This window comes from Pseudomonas sp. Pseusp21, from assembly GCF_059492145.1.
Map to the genome: position 1 here is coordinate 4,982,991 of NZ_CP168520.1, position 19,018 is coordinate 5,002,008.

At 60.1% G+C, this 19,018-nt stretch carries 16 protein-coding genes; all 16 read left to right on the forward strand.

What is annotated here, in order from left to right:
* Positions 1–45: 45 nt before the first annotated feature.
* The 16 genes from pyrH to tilS all read left to right on the forward strand — a co-directional run bounded on the left by pyrH (position 46) and on the right by tilS (position 18,836).
* Complete coding sequence (gene pyrH, locus ACEN93_RS22525; protein WP_011332683.1) at positions 46–789, forward strand: UMP kinase; 744 nt, start codon at positions 46–48, stop codon at positions 787–789.
* Entirely contained in the window at positions 786–1,343 is a 558-nt protein-coding gene (frr, locus tag ACEN93_RS22530) for a ribosome recycling factor (RefSeq protein ID WP_011332684.1), read from the forward strand. The genes pyrH and frr overlap by 4 nt, the downstream gene beginning before the upstream one ends.
* 14 nt (positions 1,344–1,357) lie before the next feature.
* Positions 1,358–2,113, forward strand: a complete 756-nt coding sequence (gene uppS / locus ACEN93_RS22535; protein ID WP_007954779.1) for a polyprenyl diphosphate synthase — start codon at positions 1,358–1,360, stop codon at positions 2,111–2,113.
* Complete coding sequence (locus tag ACEN93_RS22540) at positions 2,113–2,919, forward strand: phosphatidate cytidylyltransferase (protein WP_039769669.1); 807 nt, start codon at positions 2,113–2,115, stop codon at positions 2,917–2,919. Before uppS ends, ACEN93_RS22540 begins: the two co-directional genes overlap by 1 nt.
* Positions 2,916–4,106 carry a 1-deoxy-D-xylulose-5-phosphate reductoisomerase gene (ispC, locus tag ACEN93_RS22545; RefSeq protein ID WP_495610518.1) on the forward strand — a complete coding sequence of 397 codons (1,191 nt, stop codon included), beginning with the start codon at positions 2,916–2,918 and terminating at the stop codon, positions 4,104–4,106. Before ACEN93_RS22540 ends, ispC begins: the two co-directional genes overlap by 4 nt.
* 53 nt (positions 4,107–4,159) lie before the next feature.
* Positions 4,160–5,512, forward strand: coding sequence for a sigma E protease regulator RseP (rseP, locus tag ACEN93_RS22550; RefSeq protein WP_495610519.1), 1,353 nt, complete (start codon positions 4,160–4,162; stop codon positions 5,510–5,512).
* Between the two features lie 74 nt (positions 5,513–5,586).
* A complete protein-coding gene (bamA, locus tag ACEN93_RS22555; protein ID WP_074691300.1) occupies positions 5,587–7,977 on the forward strand; it encodes an outer membrane protein assembly factor BamA in 2,391 nt (796 codons plus the stop codon).
* Between the two features lie 45 nt (positions 7,978–8,022).
* Positions 8,023–8,526, forward strand: coding sequence for an OmpH/Skp family outer membrane protein (locus ACEN93_RS22560; protein ID WP_003222140.1), 504 nt, complete (start codon positions 8,023–8,025; stop codon positions 8,524–8,526).
* 3 nt (positions 8,527–8,529) lie between these two features.
* Positions 8,530–9,585, forward strand: coding sequence for a UDP-3-O-(3-hydroxymyristoyl)glucosamine N-acyltransferase (gene lpxD / locus ACEN93_RS22565; RefSeq protein WP_039769677.1), 1,056 nt, complete (start codon positions 8,530–8,532; stop codon positions 9,583–9,585).
* A gap of 106 nt (positions 9,586–9,691) precedes the next feature.
* Positions 9,692–10,132, forward strand: a complete 441-nt coding sequence (fabZ, locus tag ACEN93_RS22570; protein WP_003222142.1) for a 3-hydroxyacyl-ACP dehydratase FabZ — start codon at positions 9,692–9,694, stop codon at positions 10,130–10,132.
* Entirely contained in the window at positions 10,129–10,905 is a 777-nt protein-coding gene (lpxA, locus tag ACEN93_RS22575) for an acyl-ACP--UDP-N-acetylglucosamine O-acyltransferase (RefSeq protein WP_039769679.1), read from the forward strand. Before fabZ ends, lpxA begins: the two co-directional genes overlap by 4 nt.
* Before the next feature lie 2 nt (positions 10,906–10,907).
* The gene (gene lpxB / locus ACEN93_RS22580) at positions 10,908–12,038 is read left to right on the forward strand and encodes a lipid-A-disaccharide synthase (RefSeq protein ID WP_039769681.1); all 1,131 of its coding nucleotides are present in this window, start codon (positions 10,908–10,910) and stop codon (positions 12,036–12,038) included.
* Positions 12,039–12,049: 11 nt separating this feature from the next.
* Positions 12,050–12,676, forward strand: a complete 627-nt coding sequence (gene rnhB, locus ACEN93_RS22585; RefSeq protein WP_495611564.1) for a ribonuclease HII — start codon at positions 12,050–12,052, stop codon at positions 12,674–12,676.
* A 76-nt stretch (positions 12,677–12,752) separates the two neighbouring features.
* On the forward strand, positions 12,753–16,274 hold the full coding sequence (dnaE, locus tag ACEN93_RS22590; RefSeq protein WP_085748115.1) for a DNA polymerase III subunit alpha: 3,522 nt from the start codon (positions 12,753–12,755) through the stop codon (positions 16,272–16,274).
* A 139-nt stretch (positions 16,275–16,413) separates the two neighbouring features.
* Positions 16,414–17,361, forward strand: coding sequence for an acetyl-CoA carboxylase carboxyltransferase subunit alpha (locus tag ACEN93_RS22595; protein WP_011332694.1), 948 nt, complete (start codon positions 16,414–16,416; stop codon positions 17,359–17,361).
* Between the two features lie 146 nt (positions 17,362–17,507).
* On the forward strand, positions 17,508–18,836 hold the full coding sequence (gene tilS, locus ACEN93_RS22600; RefSeq protein ID WP_495610520.1) for a tRNA lysidine(34) synthetase TilS: 1,329 nt from the start codon (positions 17,508–17,510) through the stop codon (positions 18,834–18,836).
* Positions 18,837–19,018: the final 182 nt, after the last annotated feature.

Consider the following 19,018-nt stretch of genomic DNA (forward strand, 5'->3'; position numbering starts at 1 on the left):
CAGCTCGCAAAGAATTTTTAAAATACGCCGCAGGAGAGATTCGCAATGGCTCAGCAGGGCAGTGGTTATCAGGCTCGCTATAAACGCATTCTACTCAAGCTTAGCGGCGAGGCCCTGATGGGCTCGGAAGAGTTCGGGATCGATCCGAAAGTGCTGGATCGCATGGCGCTGGAAGTCGGCCAGTTGGTCGGCATCGGCGTTCAGGTCGGTCTGGTGATCGGCGGTGGCAACCTGTTCCGCGGTGAAGCGCTGAGCAAGGCCGGCATGGATCGGGTCACGGGCGACCACATGGGCATGCTGGCCACTGTGATGAACGCCTTGGCCATGCGCGATGCGCTGGAACGTGCCAATATCTCCGCCATCGTGATGTCGGCCATCTCCATGGTCGGTGTGACCGATCACTATGACCGTCGCAAGGCCATGCGCCACCTGAACTCCAAGGACGTGGTGATCTTCGCGGCCGGTACCGGCAATCCGTTCTTTACCACGGATTCGGCAGCCTGCCTGCGCGCCATTGAAATCGACGCGGACGTCGTGCTCAAGGCGACCAAGGTCGATGGCGTCTATACCGCTGACCCGTTCAAAGACCCGCATGCCGAGAAGTTCGATCATCTGACATACGATGAAGTGCTGGATCGCAAGCTGGGTGTAATGGATCTGACGGCTATCTGCCTGTGCCGCGATCACAAGATGCCGCTGCGCGTATTTAACATGAACAAGCCGGGCGCCCTGCTGAACATCGTGCATGGTGGCGCCGAAGGCACTCTGATCGAGGAAGTCCAACAATGATCAACGAAATCAAGAAAGACGCTAAAGAGCGCATGACGAAGTCCGTTGAGTCCCTGGCTCACAACTTCGGCCGTATCCGCACCGGTCAGGCGCACCCGAGCATCCTGGAAGGCGTGATGGTGCCTTACTACGGCGCTGATACCCCGATCAAGCAAGTGGCCAATATCACCGTCAAGGATGCCCGTACCCTGCAAGTCGTTGCGTTCGAGCGCAACATGCTGGGCGCCGTGGACAAGGCCATCGGCAGTGCAGGTCTGAACCTGAACCCGACCAACCTGGGTGAGTTGCTGCTGATCAGCATGCCGGCTCTGACTGAAGAGACCCGTCGCGGTTTCACCAAGCAGGCGCGTGATGTGGCTGAAGACGCTCGTGTTGCCGTGCGCAACATCCGTCGCGATGCCAACAGCTCCCTGAAGGATCTGGTCAAGGAAAAGGAAATCAGTGAAGACGAAGAGCGTCGCGCAGCCGGCGAGATCGACGATCTGACCAAGAAGTTCGTGGCTGAAATCGACGCCAAGCTGGCCGAGAAAGAAAAAGACCTGATGGCCGTATAAGGGTCGAGCTTTAAATGGACAAGACCAAGCAGACTGCGCCGTCCGCGGTGCCGCGCCATGTCGCGATCATCATGGATGGCAACAATCGCTGGGCGAAAAAACGCTTCATGCCAGGTGTTGCCGGGCATAAAGCGGGCGTGGACGCTGTGCGGGCGGTGATCGAGGTGTGTGCCGAGGCCAAGGTCGAGGTGCTCACCCTGTTCGCTTTTTCCAGTGAAAACTGGCAGCGCCCGGCCGATGAGGTCAGTGCCTTGATGGATCTGTTCTTCAAGGCGTTGCGTCGTGAGGCAAAGCGCCTTAACGACAACAACATCAGTCTGCGCATCATCGGTGATCGCACGCGGTTTCATCCCGAGCTTCAGGCAGCGATGCGTGAAGCTGAGGCGATGACCGCCGGTGCCAACCGTTTCATCCTGCAGATCGCTGCCAACTACGGCGGTCAGTGGGACATTGCGCAAGCGGCGCAGCGTCTGGCGCGTGAGGTTCAGGCCGGGCATTTGCGCCCGGAAGATATCACCCCGGATCTGCTGCAGACCTGTCTGGTCACTGGTGATCTGCCGTTGCCCGACTTGTGCATCCGCACCGGCGGCGAGCATCGCATCAGCAACTTCCTCTTGTGGCAGCTGGCGTACGCCGAGTTGTACTTCTCCGACCTGTTCTGGCCGGACTTCAAACACGAAGCCATGCGCAATGCGCTGGCCGATTTCGCTTTGCGCCAGCGTCGCTTCGGTAAAACGAGCGAGCAGGTCGAAGCTGGAGCCCGGGTTTAATGCTTAAACAACGCATCATCACTGCACTGATTCTGTTGCCGATCGCCCTGGGTGGTTTTTTCCTGCTCGAAGGGTCCGGTTTTGCCCTGTTCATCGGGCTGGTCGTAAGTCTGGGTGCCTGGGAGTGGGCACGCCTGGCCGGCTTCACCGCGCAGGCATTCCGTGTTGGCTACGCGGCGGTGGTCGCGCTGATGCTGTTCGTCATGTACATCCTGCCGGGGCTGGCGCCATGGGTGCTGGGTGCGTCGGTGATCTGGTGGGTGCTGGCGACCTGGCTGGTGCTGACGTATCCGCGCTCCAGTGAGCATTGGTCCAGCGCCGCCGCCAAGCTGGTAATCGGTTTGCTGATTCTGTTGCCTGCCTGGCAAGGGTTGGTGCTGATCAAGCAATACCCGCTCGGTAACTGGTTGATCATGGCGGTGATGGTGCTGGTCTGGGGGGCTGATATCGGGGCGTACTTCTCCGGTCGTGCGTTCGGCAAGCGCAAGCTGGCGCCGCAAGTCAGTCCCGGCAAAAGCTGGGAGGGCGTGTATGGCGGTCTGGCGCTGAGCCTGGTCATCACCACCCTGGTCGCGCTGTTCCGTGACTGGACGGTGGCGCAGCTGTTCAAGGGCCTGATCGGTGCGGCGGTGATTGTCTTCATCTCGGTGGTGGGCGATCTGACCGAAAGCATGTTCAAGCGCCAGTCCGGCATCAAGGACAGCAGTAACCTGCTGCCCGGTCATGGTGGTGTACTGGATCGCATCGACAGCCTGACGGCGGCGATTCCGGTCTTTGCGGTGCTGTTGTGGATGGCGGCGTCGTGAGTCGCCCGCAGCAGATAACCGTATTGGGGGCGACCGGTTCGATCGGTCTGAGCACTCTGGACGTCATCGCCCGGCATCCGGAGCGTTATCAGGCTTTCGCCCTGAGCGGTTTTACCCGCCTGAGCGAACTGTTTGCCCTGTGTGTCCGTCATCTTCCTAAATATGCAGTAGTGCCGGAGGCCGGCGCCGCTCGCAACCTGCAGGACGATTTACGAGCTGCGGGTCTGCCGACGCAGGTGCTGGTCGGCGAGGAAGGATTGTGTCAGGTCGCTGCGGCACCCGAGGTGGATGCCGTCATGGCCGCCATCGTCGGCGCTGCCGGCCTGCGCCCGACCCTCGCGGCAGTCGAGGCGGGCAAGAAGATTCTTCTGGCCAACAAGGAAGCGCTGGTCATGTCCGGCGCCTTGTTCATGCAGGCGGTGCGCAAGAGCGGTTCGGTCCTGTTGCCGATCGACAGCGAACACAACGCGATTTTCCAGTGCATGCCGCAGGACTTTGCTCGCGGGCTGAGTAACGTTGGGGTCCGTCGGATTTTGCTGACGGCCTCCGGTGGTCCTTTCCGGCAGACGCCGATGGCCGAACTGGCGCATGTTTCACCGGATCAGGCCTGTGCGCACCCGAACTGGTCCATGGGGCGCAAGATCTCGGTGGATTCGGCCAGCATGATGAACAAGGGGCTCGAACTGATCGAGGCCTGCTGGTTGTTCGATGCCAAGCCATCGCAAGTCGAAGTGGTGATTCATCCACAGAGTGTGATCCATTCGCTGGTCGATTACGTGGATGGTTCGGTGCTGGCGCAGTTGGGCAATCCCGATATGCGCACGCCGATTGCCAACGCCCTGGCCTGGCCAGAGCGCATTGACTCGGGCGTGGCGCCGCTGGATCTGTTCGCTGTGGCGCGCCTGGATTTCGAAGCTCCCGACGAAGAGCGTTTCCCGTGCCTGCGCCTGGCGCGGCAGGCCGCCGAGGCGGGAAACAGTGCCCCGGCCATGCTCAACGCGGCGAATGAAGTGGCGGTTGCCGCGTTTCTCGACGGACGGGTTCGCTACCTGGAAATCGCGAGTATCATCGAGGAAGTCTTGAATCTCGAGCCTGTGGTGGCGCTGGATGATCTCGATGCGGTGTTCGCCGCTGATGCAACCGCCCGGACATTGGCCGGGCAATGGTTGAGTCGTCACGGCCGATAGGTCTTGCAACACATGGCTTCACGCGGCACTGGACAGGATTGCGGAGAAAGTAGATGAGCGCGCTCTATATGATTGCCGGCACCCTGATCGCTCTGGGTGTGCTGGTCACCTTTCACGAATTCGGCCACTTCTGGGTCGCGCGTCGCTGTGGCGTCAAGGTTCTGCGTTTCTCCGTGGGCTTCGGCATGCCGCTGCTGCGCTGGCACGACAAGCAGGGTACCGAGTTCGTAGTCGCCGCGATTCCGCTGGGTGGCTACGTCAAGATGCTCGACGAGCGCGAAGGCGAAGTGCCGGCCGATCAGCTTCATCAGTCATTCAATCGCAAGTCTGTTCGTCAGCGGATCGCCATCGTCGCGGCCGGCCCTGTGGCTAACTTTCTGCTGGCGCTGGTGTTCTTCTGGGTGCTGGCGATGCTCGGCAGCGAGCAGATTCGTCCGGTTATCGGTTCGGTGGAGTCCGGCAGCATCGCTGCGACAGCGGGGCTGAGCGCTGGTCAGGAAATTGTCGCGATCGACGGCGAGCCGACCTCGGGCTGGGCTGCAGTCAACCTCCAGCTGGTGCGACGTCTCGGCGAAAGCGGTTCCTTGCAGGTACTGGTGCGCGAGCAGGGCTCTACGGCTGATACGCCTCGTGAACTGGCACTCGATAAATGGCTCAAGGGGGCCGACGAGCCCGATCCGATTCGCTCCCTCGGCATTCGCCCTTGGCGCCCGGCATTGCCGCCGGTGCTGGCCGAACTTGATCCGAAAGGCCCGGCCCAGACAGCCGGGCTGAAAACCGGCGATCGTCTGCTGAAACTGGATGGCAAGGCGCTGGATGACTGGCAGCAGGTGGTCGATACCGTTCGTACGCGTCCTGATACCAAAATCGTGCTGCGCGTCGAGCGCGACGGTGTTCAAATCGACGTCCCTGTGACATTGGCTGCGCGTGGCGATAAAAAGTCGCCAAGCGGTTACCTTGGGGCGGGCGTGAAGGCTGTCGACTGGCCGCCGGAAATGATCCGCGAGGTCAGCTACGGGCCTTTGGCGGCGATTGGCGAGGGTGCCCGTCGTACCTGGACCATGAGCGTTCTGACGCTGGATTCACTGAAGAAAATGCTCTTCGGCGAGCTCTCGGTAAAAAACTTGAGTGGACCGATAACCATTGCTAAAGTGGCGGGCGCTTCTGCCCAGTCGGGCGTCGCTGATTTCCTGAATTTCCTTGCTTATCTGAGTATTAGCCTGGGGGTTCTGAATTTGCTGCCCATTCCTGTACTGGATGGGGGGCATTTGTTGTTTTATCTGATCGAGTGGGCGCGTGGTCGTCCCTTGTCGGATCGGGTGCAAGGTTGGGGGATACAGATCGGTATCAGCTTGGTGGTCGGGGTGATGTTGCTTGCTCTGGTCAACGATCTGGGTCGTCTGTAACGCTTCGCTGAATTGCGAATCTGCCGCATTTTGCGGCAGTTTGTTTATTGCCAGTTGGAATAAGAAAGGACTTCATGAAACGTCTGCTGCTAACTGCGGTTCTCACCGTATTGATGATCGCCGAAGTTCACGCCGAGTCCTTCACTATCTCTGATATTCGCGTCAATGGCCTCCAGCGGGTCTCCGCGGGTAGCGTCTTTGGTGCCTTGCCGTTGAACGTCGGCGAGCAGGCGGATGACCGTCGCCTGGTGGAATCCACTCGTGCGCTGTTCAAAACCGGTTTCTTTCAAGATATCCAGCTGGGCCGCGAAGGCAACGTTCTGGTGATCACGGTCGTCGAGCGTCCCTCGGTCGCCAGCATCGAGATCGAAGGCAACAAGGCGATCTCCACCGAGGACCTGATGAAAGGCCTCAAGCAATCCGGTCTGGCCGAAGGCGAGATCTTCCAGCGTGCGACCCTCGAAGGCGTGCGTAACGAGCTGCAACGTCAATACGTTGCACAAGGTCGTTACTCGGCCACCGTCGATACCGAAGTGGTCTCGCAGCCGCGCAACCGCGTCGGCCTGAAAGTGAAGATCAACGAAGGCACCGTCGCCGCCATTCAGCACATCAACGTGGTGGGCAACACGGTTTTCCCCGAGGAAGACCTGACCGACCTGTTCGAACTGAAAACCACCAACTGGCTGTCGTTCTTCAAGAACGACGACAAGTATGCCCGTGAAAAACTGTCCGGTGACCTGGAACGTCTGCGTTCCTACTACCTGGACCGTGGCTATATCAACATGGATATCGCTTCGACCCAGGTGTCCATCACCCCGGACAAGAAGCACGTCTACATCACCGTCAACGTCAACGAAGGCGAGAAGTACACCGTTCGTGACGTCAAGCTCAGCGGTGACCTGAAAGTCCCTGAGGACCAGGTCAAGTCGCTGTTGCTGGTGCAGAAAGGTCAGGTGTTCTCGCGCAAGCTGATGACCACCACTTCCGAACTGATCACCCGTCGTCTGGGTAACGAGGGTTACACCTTCGCCAACGTCAACGGCGTGCCACAACCGCACGACGAAGATCACACCGTCGATATCCTGTTCGCTGTCGATCCGGGCAAGCGTGCCTACGTCAACCGCATCAACTTCCGTGGCAACACCAAGTCCGAGGACGAAGTGCTGCGCCGTGAAATGCGTCAGATGGAAGGTGGCTGGGCTTCTACCTACCTGATCGACCAGTCCAAGACCCGTCTGGAGCGTCTGGGCTTCTTTAAAGAAGTCAACGTCGAGACCCCGGCTGTGCCAGGTGTCGATGACCAGGTTGACGTGAACTACAGCGTTGAAGAGCAGGCTTCCGGTTCGATCACCGCCAGCGTCGGTTTCGCCCAGAGTGCTGGTCTGATCCTCGGTGGTTCGATCACCCAGAACAACTTCCTCGGTACCGGTAACCGCGTCAGCGTCGGCCTGACCCGCAGCGAATACCAGAGCCGCTACAACTTCGGCTACGTTGACCCCTACTGGACCGCCGATGGCGTGAGCCTGGGTTACAACGCGTTCTACCGCACCACCGACTACAAAGACCTCGACGTCGACGTAGCGAGCTATGCGGTAGACAGCCTGGGTGCCGGCGTGAACGTGGGCTACCCGATCAGCGAGACTTCGCGTCTGACCTTCGGTCTGTCCGCTCAGCAGGACAAGATCAAGACCGGCCAGTACACCGTTGACGAGATTTTCGACTTCGTTAAGCGTGAAGGCGACAACTACCTGAACTTCAAGGCTTCGGCTGGCTGGTCCGAGTCGACCCTGAACAAGGGTGTGCTGCCAACCCGTGGTCGTTCCCAGAGCCTGACCCTGGAAACCACCATTCCAGGCAGCGATCTGTCGTTCTTCAAGCTCGATTACCGTGGCCAGTTGTTCCAGCCTTTGAGCGAGAACTACACCATGCGCCTGCACACCGAGCTGGGCTATGGCGATGGTTACGGTTCGACCGACGGCTTGCCGTTCTATGAAAACTACTATGCTGGTGGTTTCAACTCGGTTCGTGGCTTTAAAGACAGCACGCTGGGTCCACGCAGTACCCCTAGTCGTGGCGCCGGTGTGACCGGTAACGCCGGTACGTTGCGTGACCCGGATCAGGATCCGCTGCCGTTCGGTGGCAACGTGTTGATCCAGGGTGGTGTCGAGGTGTTGTTCCCGCTGCCATTCGTCAAGGATCAGCGTTCCCTGCGTACTTCGGTATTCTGGGACGTGGGTAACGTATTTGACTCCAAGTGCGAGAAGACTACCAACGCGACTGTCGGTTCGACTTCTTCCACTCAGTGCAACGACATCAGCCTCAGCAACATGGCCAGCTCCGTCGGTGTCGGTGTGACCTGGGTCACCGCACTGGGCCCGCTGAGCTTTGCACTGGCGATGCCGATCAAGAAACCGGATGAAGCTGAAACTCAAGTGTTCCAATTCTCCCTGGGCCAGACGTTCTAAGCGTCTGACCCAAGACAACGACAATGGATTTTGTAGGAGTGCATCGTGCGTAAGTTGACTCAATTGGTTCTCCTGGCCTCCGTACTGGTGGCAGGCCCGGCATTTGCCGACATGAAAATCGCCGTTCTGAACTATCAGATGGCCCTGCTGGAATCCGACGCAGCCAAGAAATACGCCGTGGACGCCGAGAAGAAGTTCGGCCCGCAACTGACCAAACTCAAGACCCTGGAAAGCAGCGCCAAGGGCATTCAGGATCGTCTGATGGCCGGTGGCGACAAGATGCAGCAGGGCGAGCGCGAGCGTCTGGAGCTTGAGTTCAAGCAAAAGGCTCGTGACTTCCAGTTCCAGTCCAAGGAGCTGAACGAAGCCAAGGCTGTTGCCGACCGTGAAATGCTCAAGCAACTGAAGCCGAAACTGGATAGCGCAGTGGAAGAAGTCATCAAGAAAGGTGGTTTTGACCTGGTGTTCGAGCGTGGCGCAGTGATCGATGTCAAACCTCAGTACGACATCACGCGCCAGGTTATCGAGCGCATGAATCAGCTGAAGTAACCCATGACCGTGACTATCAAGCTCGGCCAGTTGGCCGAGTTCCTCGGCGCCACCTTGAGTGGCGACCCCGAGAAGCAAATTACTGGGCTAGCCACCTTGCAGGAGGCTGGCCCAGCTCAGTTGAGCTTTCTGGCAAACCCCCAATACCGTAAATACCTGGCTGGCTCGCAGGCCGCAGCCCTGTTGCTCAAGGCTGCCGACGCGGAAGGTTATGCCGGTAATGCGCTGGTGGTGCCGGATCCTTACCTGGCTTACGCACGCATTTCCCATCTGTTCGATCCGAAACCCAAGGCTGTTGCCGGCGTTCATCCGACTGCCGTGATCGCCGAGGACGCCGTGGTCGATCCGAGCGCCAGTGTTGGTCCCTTCGTGGTGATCGAAGCGGGTGCGCGAATCGGTGCTGGCGTGACACTCGGCGCGCATTGCGTCGTCGGTGCGCGCAGTGAAATCGGCGAGGGCGGCTGGCTGGCCCCGCGAGTCACGCTGTATCACGATGTGCGGATCGGCAAGCGGGTGGTGATCCAGTCCGGCGCCGTACTTGGTGGTGAAGGCTTCGGTTTTGCCAACGAGAAGGGTGTCTGGCAGAAGATCGCCCAGATCGGCGGCGTGACCATCGGTGACGATGTGGAGATCGGCGTGAATACCGCCATCGACCGCGGTGCGTTGGCCGATACCGTGATCGGCAATGGCGTGAAGCTCGACAACCAGATTCAGATCGCCCACAACGTGCAGGTCGGTGACCACACCGCCATGGCCGCGTGCGTGGGGATTTCCGGCAGCACCAAAATCGGCAAGCACTGCATGCTCGCCGGGGGTGTTGGCCTGGTAGGGCATATCGATATTTGCGACAACGTATTCCTGACCGGGATGACCATGGTGACCCACTCGATTACCGAGCCGGGTGCCTATTCTTCCGGCACAGCTATGCAACCCGCGGCCGAATGGCGCAAAAGCGCGGCCCGTATTCGTCAGCTCGATGACATCGCGCGACGTTTGAAACAGCTGGAAAAGCGGTCCGGGGAAGTGACCCCCGACGGTAATGCTTCATCTGAAGGCTGATACCATTTCCATATCAAGTGTGCACAGCCTCTGGACTGCCTCCTTGATTTGCTAGAGGAGTGCGCGTCAGTCGCGCTCCCAATCTTTACATAGGCTTCCCCCCGAAATGATGGACATCAACGAGATTCGCGAATACCTGCCTCACCGTTACCCGTTCCTGCTGGTGGACCGGGTAGTGGAGCTGGATACGGAAGGCAAGCGCATTCGCGCCTACAAGAATGTCAGCATCAACGAACCGTTCTTCAATGGTCACTTCCCTGCGCACCCGATCATGCCGGGCGTGCTGATCATCGAAGCCATGGCTCAGGCTGCCGGGATCCTCGGTTTCAAGATGCTTGACGTGAAACCGGCCGATGGCACCCTTTATTACTTCGTCGGCTCCGACAAGCTGCGCTTCCGCCAGCCAGTGCTGCCGGGTGATCAGCTGATCCTCGAAGCCAAGTTCATCAGCTGCAAGCGTCAGATCTGGAAGTTCGAATGCCAGGCTTCGGTCGACGGCAAACCGGTCTGCTCTGCTGAAATCATCTGTGCGGAACGCAAGCTATGAGTTTGATTGACCCTCGCGCAATCATCGATCCGTCGGCCGTCCTGGCTGAAGGCGTCGAGGTCGGCCCGTGGTCGATCATCGGTGCAGGTGTGGAAATCGGCGAGGGTACGGTCATCGGGCCACACGTGATCCTCAAAGGTCCGACCCGTATTGGCAAGCACAACCGCATCTACCAGTTTTCCTCGGTAGGCGAAGATACGCCGGACCTGAAATACAAGGGCGAAGAAACCCGTCTGGTGATCGGTGACCACAACGTCATTCGCGAAGGGGTGACGATTCACCGTGGTACCGTTCAGGATCGTTCCGAAACGACCCTGGGTGATCACAACCTGATCATGGCCTATGCCCACATTGGACATGACAGCGTCATCGGCAACCACTGCATTCTGGTCAACAACACCGCGCTGGCCGGCCATGTGCACGTTGATGACTGGGCAATCCTGTCCGGTTTCACCCTGGTTCATCAGTACTGCCACATTGGTGCCCACAGCTTTTCCGGCATGGGTACGGCGATCGGCAAGGACGTCCCGGCGTTCGTCACCGTATTCGGCAACCCGGCCGAAGCGCGCAGCATGAACTTCGAGGGCATGCGTCGTCGCGGTTTCAGCGAAGACGCCATTCACGCGCTGCGACGTGCGTACAAAACGGTGTATCGCCAGGGCCTGACCGTCGAGCAGGCGCTGGCCGAACTGGCCGAGCCGTCCGCCCAGTTCCCGGAGGTCGCGATGTTTCGTGACTCCATCCAGTCGTCGACCCGCGGCATCACCCGCTGACCATGGCCAATCTGCGTATTGCGCTGGTGGCGGGGGAGGCTTCCGGTGACATTCTGGGCGCAGGCCTCATGCGGGCCCTCAAGGCACAGCACCCTGCGGTGGAGTTCATCGGTGTCGGTGGCCCGCTGATGCAGGCCGAAGGCCTGACTTCCTATTTTCCGATGGAGCGTCTGTCGGTCATGGGCCTGGTGGAGGTCCTGGGACGCTTGCGTGAACTGCTCAAGCGCCGCAAAGACCTGATCGCCACGCTTATCGCTGAAAAACCGGATGTGTTCATCGGCATCGACGCACCGGATTTCAACCTCAATATCGAACTCAAGCTGCGTCAGGCCGGAATCAAGACCGTGCACTACGTCAGCCCGTCGGTGTGGGCGTGGCGGCAGAAGCGGGTGCTGAAGATCCGCGAAGGCTGCGACCTGATGCTCACGCTGCTGCCGTTCGAAGCCAGATTCTACGAAGAGAAGGGCGTACCGGTGCGGTTCGTCGGCCATACACTGGCCGACACCATTCCACTGGAGGCCGATCGCTCTGCTGCGCGGGCCGAACTCGGTCTGCCGGACGGTCCGCTGGTGGCATTGATGCCTGGCAGCCGGGGCGGCGAAGTCAGCCGTCTGGGTGCGTTGTTCCTTGATACCGCCGAACGCTTGCGGGCCATGCGCCCGGGTGTGCGTTTCGTCATCCCGTGCGCCAGCCCCGAGCGTCGTGCCCAGCTTGAAGAATTGCTGGCTGGCCGCGATCTGCCAGTGACCCTGCTCGATGGCAAATCCCATCTGGCCCTGGCGGCGTGCAATGCGGTCCTGATCGCGTCGGGTACAGCGACCCTCGAAGCGCTGCTGTACAAGCGCCCGATGGTCGTGGCGTACCGTCTTGCGCCGCTGACGTTCTGGATTCTCAAACGTATGGTCAAGAGTCCGTACGTCTCCCTGCCGAACCTGCTGGCCCAGCGACTGCTGGTGCCGGAATTGTTGCAGGATGATGCGACGGTCGAGGCGCTTGCCCAGACCCTGTCGCCATTGATCGACGGTGGCGAAGAGCAGACCCGTGGCTTCGACGAGATCCATCGCACCCTGCGCCTGGACGCTTCCAATCAGGCGGCTGACGCCGTTCTGAACCTGATCGGGCAAACACGATGAGCAAGACAAGCATGCAGATGGGCCTGGATTTCACCCTGGTCGCCGAAGTCGAAGAGCTGGTGGCCGGCGTCGATGAAGTCGGTCGCGGTCCGTTGTGCGGAGCGGTCGTCACCGCAGCGGTGATCCTCGATCCGAACCGGCCGATTCTCGGTCTGAACGACTCGAAAAAACTCACCGAAGCCAAGCGCGAAATGCTCTACGATGAAATCTGCGAGAAGGCGCTCAGCTGGTGCATCGCCCGCGCCGAGGTCGAAGAAATCGACGAGCTGAACATCCTTCACGCCACCATGCTGGCGATGCAACGCGCGGTCGCTGGCCTGCACATCCAGCCGAAACTGGCGATGATCGACGGCAACCGCTGCCCGAAACTGCCGATGCGTTCCGAAGCGGTGGTGCAGGGCGACGGCAAGGTGCCGGCGATTGCAGCGGCATCGATTCTGGCCAAGGTCAGCCGCGACCGCGAGATGGCGGCGTTCGAATTGATCTACCCGGGTTACGGCATCGGCGGCCATAAAGGCTATCCGACCCCCGTTCATCTGGAAGCGCTGTCACGCCTCGGGCCGACGCCGATTCACCGGCGTTCGTTTGCCCCGGTGCGTCAGGCTTACGAAGCGCTGCAAGGCCTGACGCAGGTTTAGCGGCAAGGCTGATGTTTTGTTCGGGGCCCGGTACAATCCGGGCCTTGTTGTCTCTATGTAACTGGACAGGATCACTATGCCGGCTTCATTCGTTCATCTACGCCTGCACACTGAATACTCCCTGGTCGATGGGCTCGTGCGGATCAAGCCGCTGGTCAAGGCCCTGACCGGCATGGGCATGCCGGCCGTTGCGGTGACCGACCAGAACAACATGTGTTCGCTGGTCAAATTCTATAAAAACACCATGGGTGCCGGGATCAAGCCGATCTGCGGCGCCGACCTGTGGCTGTCGAACAAGGACCCGGATGGTCCGCTGAGCCGGATCAGCCTGTTGGTCATGAATGCCCAGGGCTATCGCAACCTGACCGAATTGATTTCCCGTGGCTTCATCGACGGTCAGCGCAACGGCATGGTCATCATCGAGCGCGAGTGGGTCGCCGAGGCCAACGAAGGCCTGATCATGCTGTCCGCTGCGAAAGAAGGCGAGATCGGCATGGCCATGATCGGCGGCAACCCCGCCGAAGCCGAGGCGCTTGCCCGCGAATGGATGGCAGTGTTCCCGGATCGCTTCTATCTGGAAATTCAGCGTACCAATCGTCCGAACGACGAAGAACAGTTGCACGGTGCCGTGGCCCTGGCCGACAAGCTTGGTGCGCCGCTGGTAGCCACCAACGACGTGCGCTTCATCAAGCAGGAAGACTTCGCCGCTCACGAAACCCGCGTCTGCATCGGTGAGGGCCGGGCCCTCGACGATCCGCGGCGTTCGAAGAACTACAGCGACCAGCAGTATCTGAAAAGCGCCGAGGAAATGGCCGAGCTGTTCAGCGACCTGCCGGATGCGATCGAGAACACCGTCGAGATCGCCAAGCGTTGCAACATTGATGTGAAGCTGGGCAAGCACTTCCTGCCGGATTACCCGATTCCCGATGGCATGACCATCGACGAGTATTTCCGCAAGGTTTCTTTCGATGGCCTGGAAGAGCGCCTCAGCGTGCTGCTGCCCAAGGACACCACCGAGGACTACGAGGCCAAGCGTCAGGTCTACGTTGACCGGCTGAATTTCGAACTGGATATCATCATCCAGATGGGGTTCCCCGGTTACTTCCTGATCGTGATGGACTTTATCCAGTGGGCCAAGAACAACGGTGTGCCGGTGGGCCCGGGCCGGGGGTCGGGTGCCGGATCGCTGGTGGCCTATGTGCAGAAGATCACCGACCTCGACCCGCTGGAATATGACCTGCTGTTCGAACGTTTCCTCAACCCGGAACGGGTATCGATGCCCGACTTCGACGTCGACTTCTGCATGGATGGTCGCGACCGGGTGATCGATTACGTGGCCGAAAAGTACGGCCGCAATGCCGTAAGCCAGATCATCACCTTCGGTTCCATGGCTGCGAAGGCTGTGGTTCGTGACGTGGCGCGGGCCCAGGGCAAGTCGTTCGGCCTGGCCGATCGCCTGTCGAAGATGATTCCGTTCGAAGTCGGCATGACCCTGGAAAAAGCCTACGAGCAGGAAGAAATCCTGCGTGACTTCATCAAGGTCGATGAAGAAGCGGCGGAAATCTGGGAGATGGCGCGCAAGCTCGAAGGCGTGGTGCGGAACGTCGGTAAACACGCCGGTGGTGTGGTAATCGCGCCGACCAAGCTGACCGACTTCTCGCCGATCTATTGCGACGAGGCCGGCGACGGTCTGGTGACCCAGTTCGACAAGGACGACGTCGAGGCGGCCGGTCTGGTGAAGTTCGACTTCCTCGGCCTGCGGACCCTGACGATCATCGACTGGGCGCTGAAGACCATCAACCGTGACCGCGCCAAGGTCAACGAACCGCCGCTGGACATCGCGTTCATCCCGCTGGATGACAAGCCGACTTATCAGCTGCTGCAAAAAGCTGAAACCACCGCGGTGTTCCAGCTCGAATCCCGCGGCATGAAAGAGCTGATCAAAAAGCTCAAGCCCGACTGCCTCGAAGACCTGATCGCACTGGTGGCCCTGTTCCGTCCGGGCCCGCTGCAGTCGGGCATGGTGGATGACTTCATCAACCGTAAACACGGTCGCGCTGAACTTGCGTATCCGCACCCGGATTACCAGTACGAAGGTTTGCAACCGGTACTGGCGCCGACGTACGGCATCATCCTGTATCAGGAACAGGTGATGCAGATCGCCCAGGTCATGGCCGGTTACACCCTCGGTGGTGCGGACATGCTGCGTCGGGCGATGGGCAAGAAGAAACCCGAGGAAATGGCCAAGCAGCGCGGCGGTTTCATTGAGGGTTGTGCGTCGAACAATATCGACGCGGATCTGGCCGGTAACATTTTCGACCTGGTGGAAAAATTCGCCGGCTACGGCTTCAACAAATCCCACTCCGCCGCCTACGGCCTGGTGTCGTACCAGACCGCCTGGCTGAAAGCCCACTACCCGGCGCCGTTCATGGCCGCGGTACTGTCGGCGGACATGCACAACACCGACAAGGTCGTGACCTTGATCGAGGAAGTGCGCACGATGAAGCTGCGCCTCGACGCGCCGGACGTGAACACTTCGGAGTTCAAGTTCACGGTGAACGACGAAGGCCGCATCGTATACGGCCTGGGCGCGATCAAAGGTGTCGGTGAAGGTCCGGTGGAAGCGATCACCGAGGCCCGTCAGGCCGGCCCGTTCAAGGATCTGTTCGACTTCTGCGCCCGGGTCGACCTCAAGCGCATCAACAAGCGCACGCTGGACGGTCTGATCCGCAGCGGCGCGCTGGATCGCCTCGGTCCGTACTTCCATGACGAGCAGAAGGCCTATCAGGCCAACATCGACCGCAACCGCGCCGTGCTGCTGGCGGCGATGGAAGAGGCGATCAAGTCGGCCGAGCAGACCGCGCGCACCCGTGACAGCGGCCACGCCGACCTGTTCGGCGGGCTGTTCGTTGAGGAGGACGCGGACGTTTACGCGATTCACCGCAAGGCGAAAGAGCTGACGCTCAAAGAGCGGCTCAAAGGTGAAAAAGACACCTTGGGCCTGTACCTGACCGGCCACCCGATCGACGAATACGAAGGCGAAATCCGCCGTTTCGCCCGCCAGCGCATCATCGACCTGAAACCGGCACGGGACACCCAGACCGTGGCGGGGATGATCATCGCCCTGCGGGTGATGAAGAACAAAAAGGGCGACAAGATGGGCTTCATCACCCTCGACGACCGATCCGGGCGGATCGAGGCGTCGCTGTTCGCCGATGCGTTCCACTCCGCGCAGTCGCTGCTGCAGACCGACGCAATGGTGGTGGTTGAAGGCGAGGTCAGCAACGATGACTTCTCCGGCGGCCTGCGCCTGCGGGTCAAGCGGGTGATGAGCATGGAAGATGCGCGCACCAACCTCGCCGAGAGCCTGCGCCTGAAGTTGCAGACCCAGGACCTGAAAGGCGATCAGCTACGCTGGTTGGGTGATTTGCTCAAGCGTCATCGCGGTGCGTGCCCGATCACCATGGAATACACCAGTCCCGATGCGAAGACCTTGCTGCAGTTTGGCGAGACCTGGCGGATTGACCCGGCGGATGCCTTGATTCAAGCCCTGCGTGACCAGTTCGGGCGAGACAACGTCTTCCTCCAATACCGTTGACCGGGAGGTGCCATCAAAGCGCCTGCCCACAACCTGAATTTTTAATCTCGACCTCAGCGCGCCTCTCCCTTAAGGTAGGGCGCGAATAGACAACCGGCCGGCCCAAGCTCATTTGGGACACGACCCAAGACGGACGCCTATGAACCCGAATTTTCTAGATTTCGAACAGCCGATCGCCGACCTGCAAGCCAAGATCGAAGAGTTGCGCTTGGTCGGTAATGACAATTCGCTGAATATCGGCGATGAGATCTCCCGCCTGCAGGACAAGAGCAAGACGCTCACCGAAGACATCTTCGGCAAGCTGACCAGCTGGCAGATCGCACGTCTGGCGCGTCACCCGAAACGTCCTTACACCCTGGACTACATCGAGCACATCTTCACCGAGTTCGACGAACTGCACGGTGATCGTCACTTCTCCGACGACGCGGCCATTGTGGGCGGCGTGGCACGTCTGGAAGACCAGCCAGTGATGGTGATCGGTCACCAGAAGGGCCGTGAAGTGCGTGAAAAGGTACGCCGCAACTTCGGCATGCCGCGTCCGGAAGGCTACCGCAAGGCCTGCCGCCTGATGGAAATGGCCGAGCGTTTCAAGATGCCGATCCTGACCTTTATCGACACCCCGGGCGCGTACCCTGGTATCGATGCTGAAGAGCGCAACCAGAGCGAAGCGATTGCCTGGAACCTGCGCGTCATGGCCCGCCTGAAAACCCCGATCATCGCCACCGTGATTGGTGAAGGTGGTTCCGGCGGTGCACTGGCGATCGGCGTGTGCGACCAGTTGAACATGCTGCAGTACTCGACCTACGCGGTGATCTCGCCGGAAGGCTGCGCTTCGATTCTATGGAAAACCGCAGAGAAGGCGCCGGATGCTGCTGAAGCGATGGGCATCACCGCCGAGCGTCTGAAAGGCCTGGGCATCGTCGACAAGGTGATCAGCGAGCCTCTGGGCGGCGCCCACCGTGATCCGGCCGCTGCCGCTGCCTCGATCCGCGCCGAGCTGAGCTCGCAACTGGCGATGCTGAAGAAGTTCGACAACGAAGCGCTGCTCAAGCGTCGTTATGATCGTCTGATGAGCTACGGTCTCTAAGTCGAGCCGTTCCAACCAGCGATGCAAAACACTGTGGGAGCGGGCTTGCCCGCGAATGCGATGTAACATTCAACAATTGTGTTGGCTGTTTCACCGCTTTCGCGAGCAAGCCCGCTCCCACATTTGGTTTGTGAAAAGGTAGAAAAATGGGTCAGCCCTCGATTGATTTGCCTTCCAGGCTTCTGCGCAATCTCAAGCCCTGGCTCGGTGCTTCCCATTGGCGCATCGCCTTCTCCGGCGGCCTTGACTCCACCGTTCTGCTGCACCTCCTGGCCAATCTCGCCAAAACCGAATCCCTTCCGGCGCTAAGCGCCATTCATGTTCATCACGGCCTTCAGGCTGCGGCCGACGCATGGCCTGCGCATTGTCAGGCTGTTTGCGATGAACTGGCGGTGTCGTTGCAAGTGGTGCGTGTGCAGGTGCAGCCGGGGGCGAGTGTAGAGCGCGCGGCACGGGATGCGCGCTATGCGGCGTTCAGTGCGGCGACTCAGGCCAATGATGTGTTGCTGACCGGGCAGCATCGCGACGATCAGGCTGAAACGCTGTTGTTCCGTCTGCTGCGTGGCGCCGGCGTGCGTGGGTTGTCCGGAATGCCGGCCACGCGAGCGCTGGGGCAGGGCAGTCTGGTTCGGCCGTTGCTCGACGTTACGCGTGCCGAGCTGGAAGCCTATGCGCAGGACCACGGCCTGCGCTGGGTCGAGGACCCTTCGAATCAGGATCGACAGTTTTCGCGCAACTATCTACGGCATCAGGTTCTGCCGTTGCTGAGCGGTCGCTGGCCTCAGGCACATGCAAACATGGCCCGCAGCGCGGCGCATCTGCGTGAGGCGCAAGGTTTGCTCGATGAGCTGGCGCAAATCGATCTGGCTACTGCGAAATTGCCCGCTGAGTTCGAGTGGTCGGGATTGCCATCACTGGAGTTTTCGGCTATCGCAGGGTTGTCCGATGCCCGTCAGCGAAATGCACTCAGCCACTGGCTTGAACCTTTGACCCGACTGCCGGATACCGACCATTGGTCGGGTTGGGTCGATGTGCGTGACGCCGGTAACGATGCCTCGCCGATCTGGCGTCTGGCGGATGGCGAGCTGCACCGAAGCGCCGGTCGCCTGTGGTGGCTCAGCGGACAATGGTTGCGTACACCGGTGGTCAGCGGCGACTGGCACGAGCCGTCGCTGGCGCTACGCTTGCCCGATAACGGACGTGTCATGTTCAGCGGTCAGACTCCCGCCGGGCCGCTGCACATCCGTTATCGGCAGGGCGGCGAGGTGATGCATCTGGCGGATCGCGGTCATCGTGATCTCAAGCGCCTGCTCAATGAGCGCGCGGTGCCGGGCTTCGTGCGTGGCAGATTGCCGCTGCTGTTTCGCGGTGAAGAATTGCTCGCCGTGGCGAACCTGCCGGGGCTCGACGGCCATGTGCTGGAAGGCTGGCGATTGCATTGGCAGCCTTCTGACGAAGATCAAGGTTTGAGATGAAGGGGGCATTCCGGTAGACTACGCTCCCTTCTTGATACAACTTCTGTGGATTCGCCTGAATTGCAGAAGTTGCCGATTACCAAGCAGTCTTTGCTGGGCGATTCCAAAAAATGTGTAGCGAGCAACGTACCGGTGTTTTCACTTCCGGTCTGTCCCAACGCGGCGGTTTTTTTGAAAGGTGC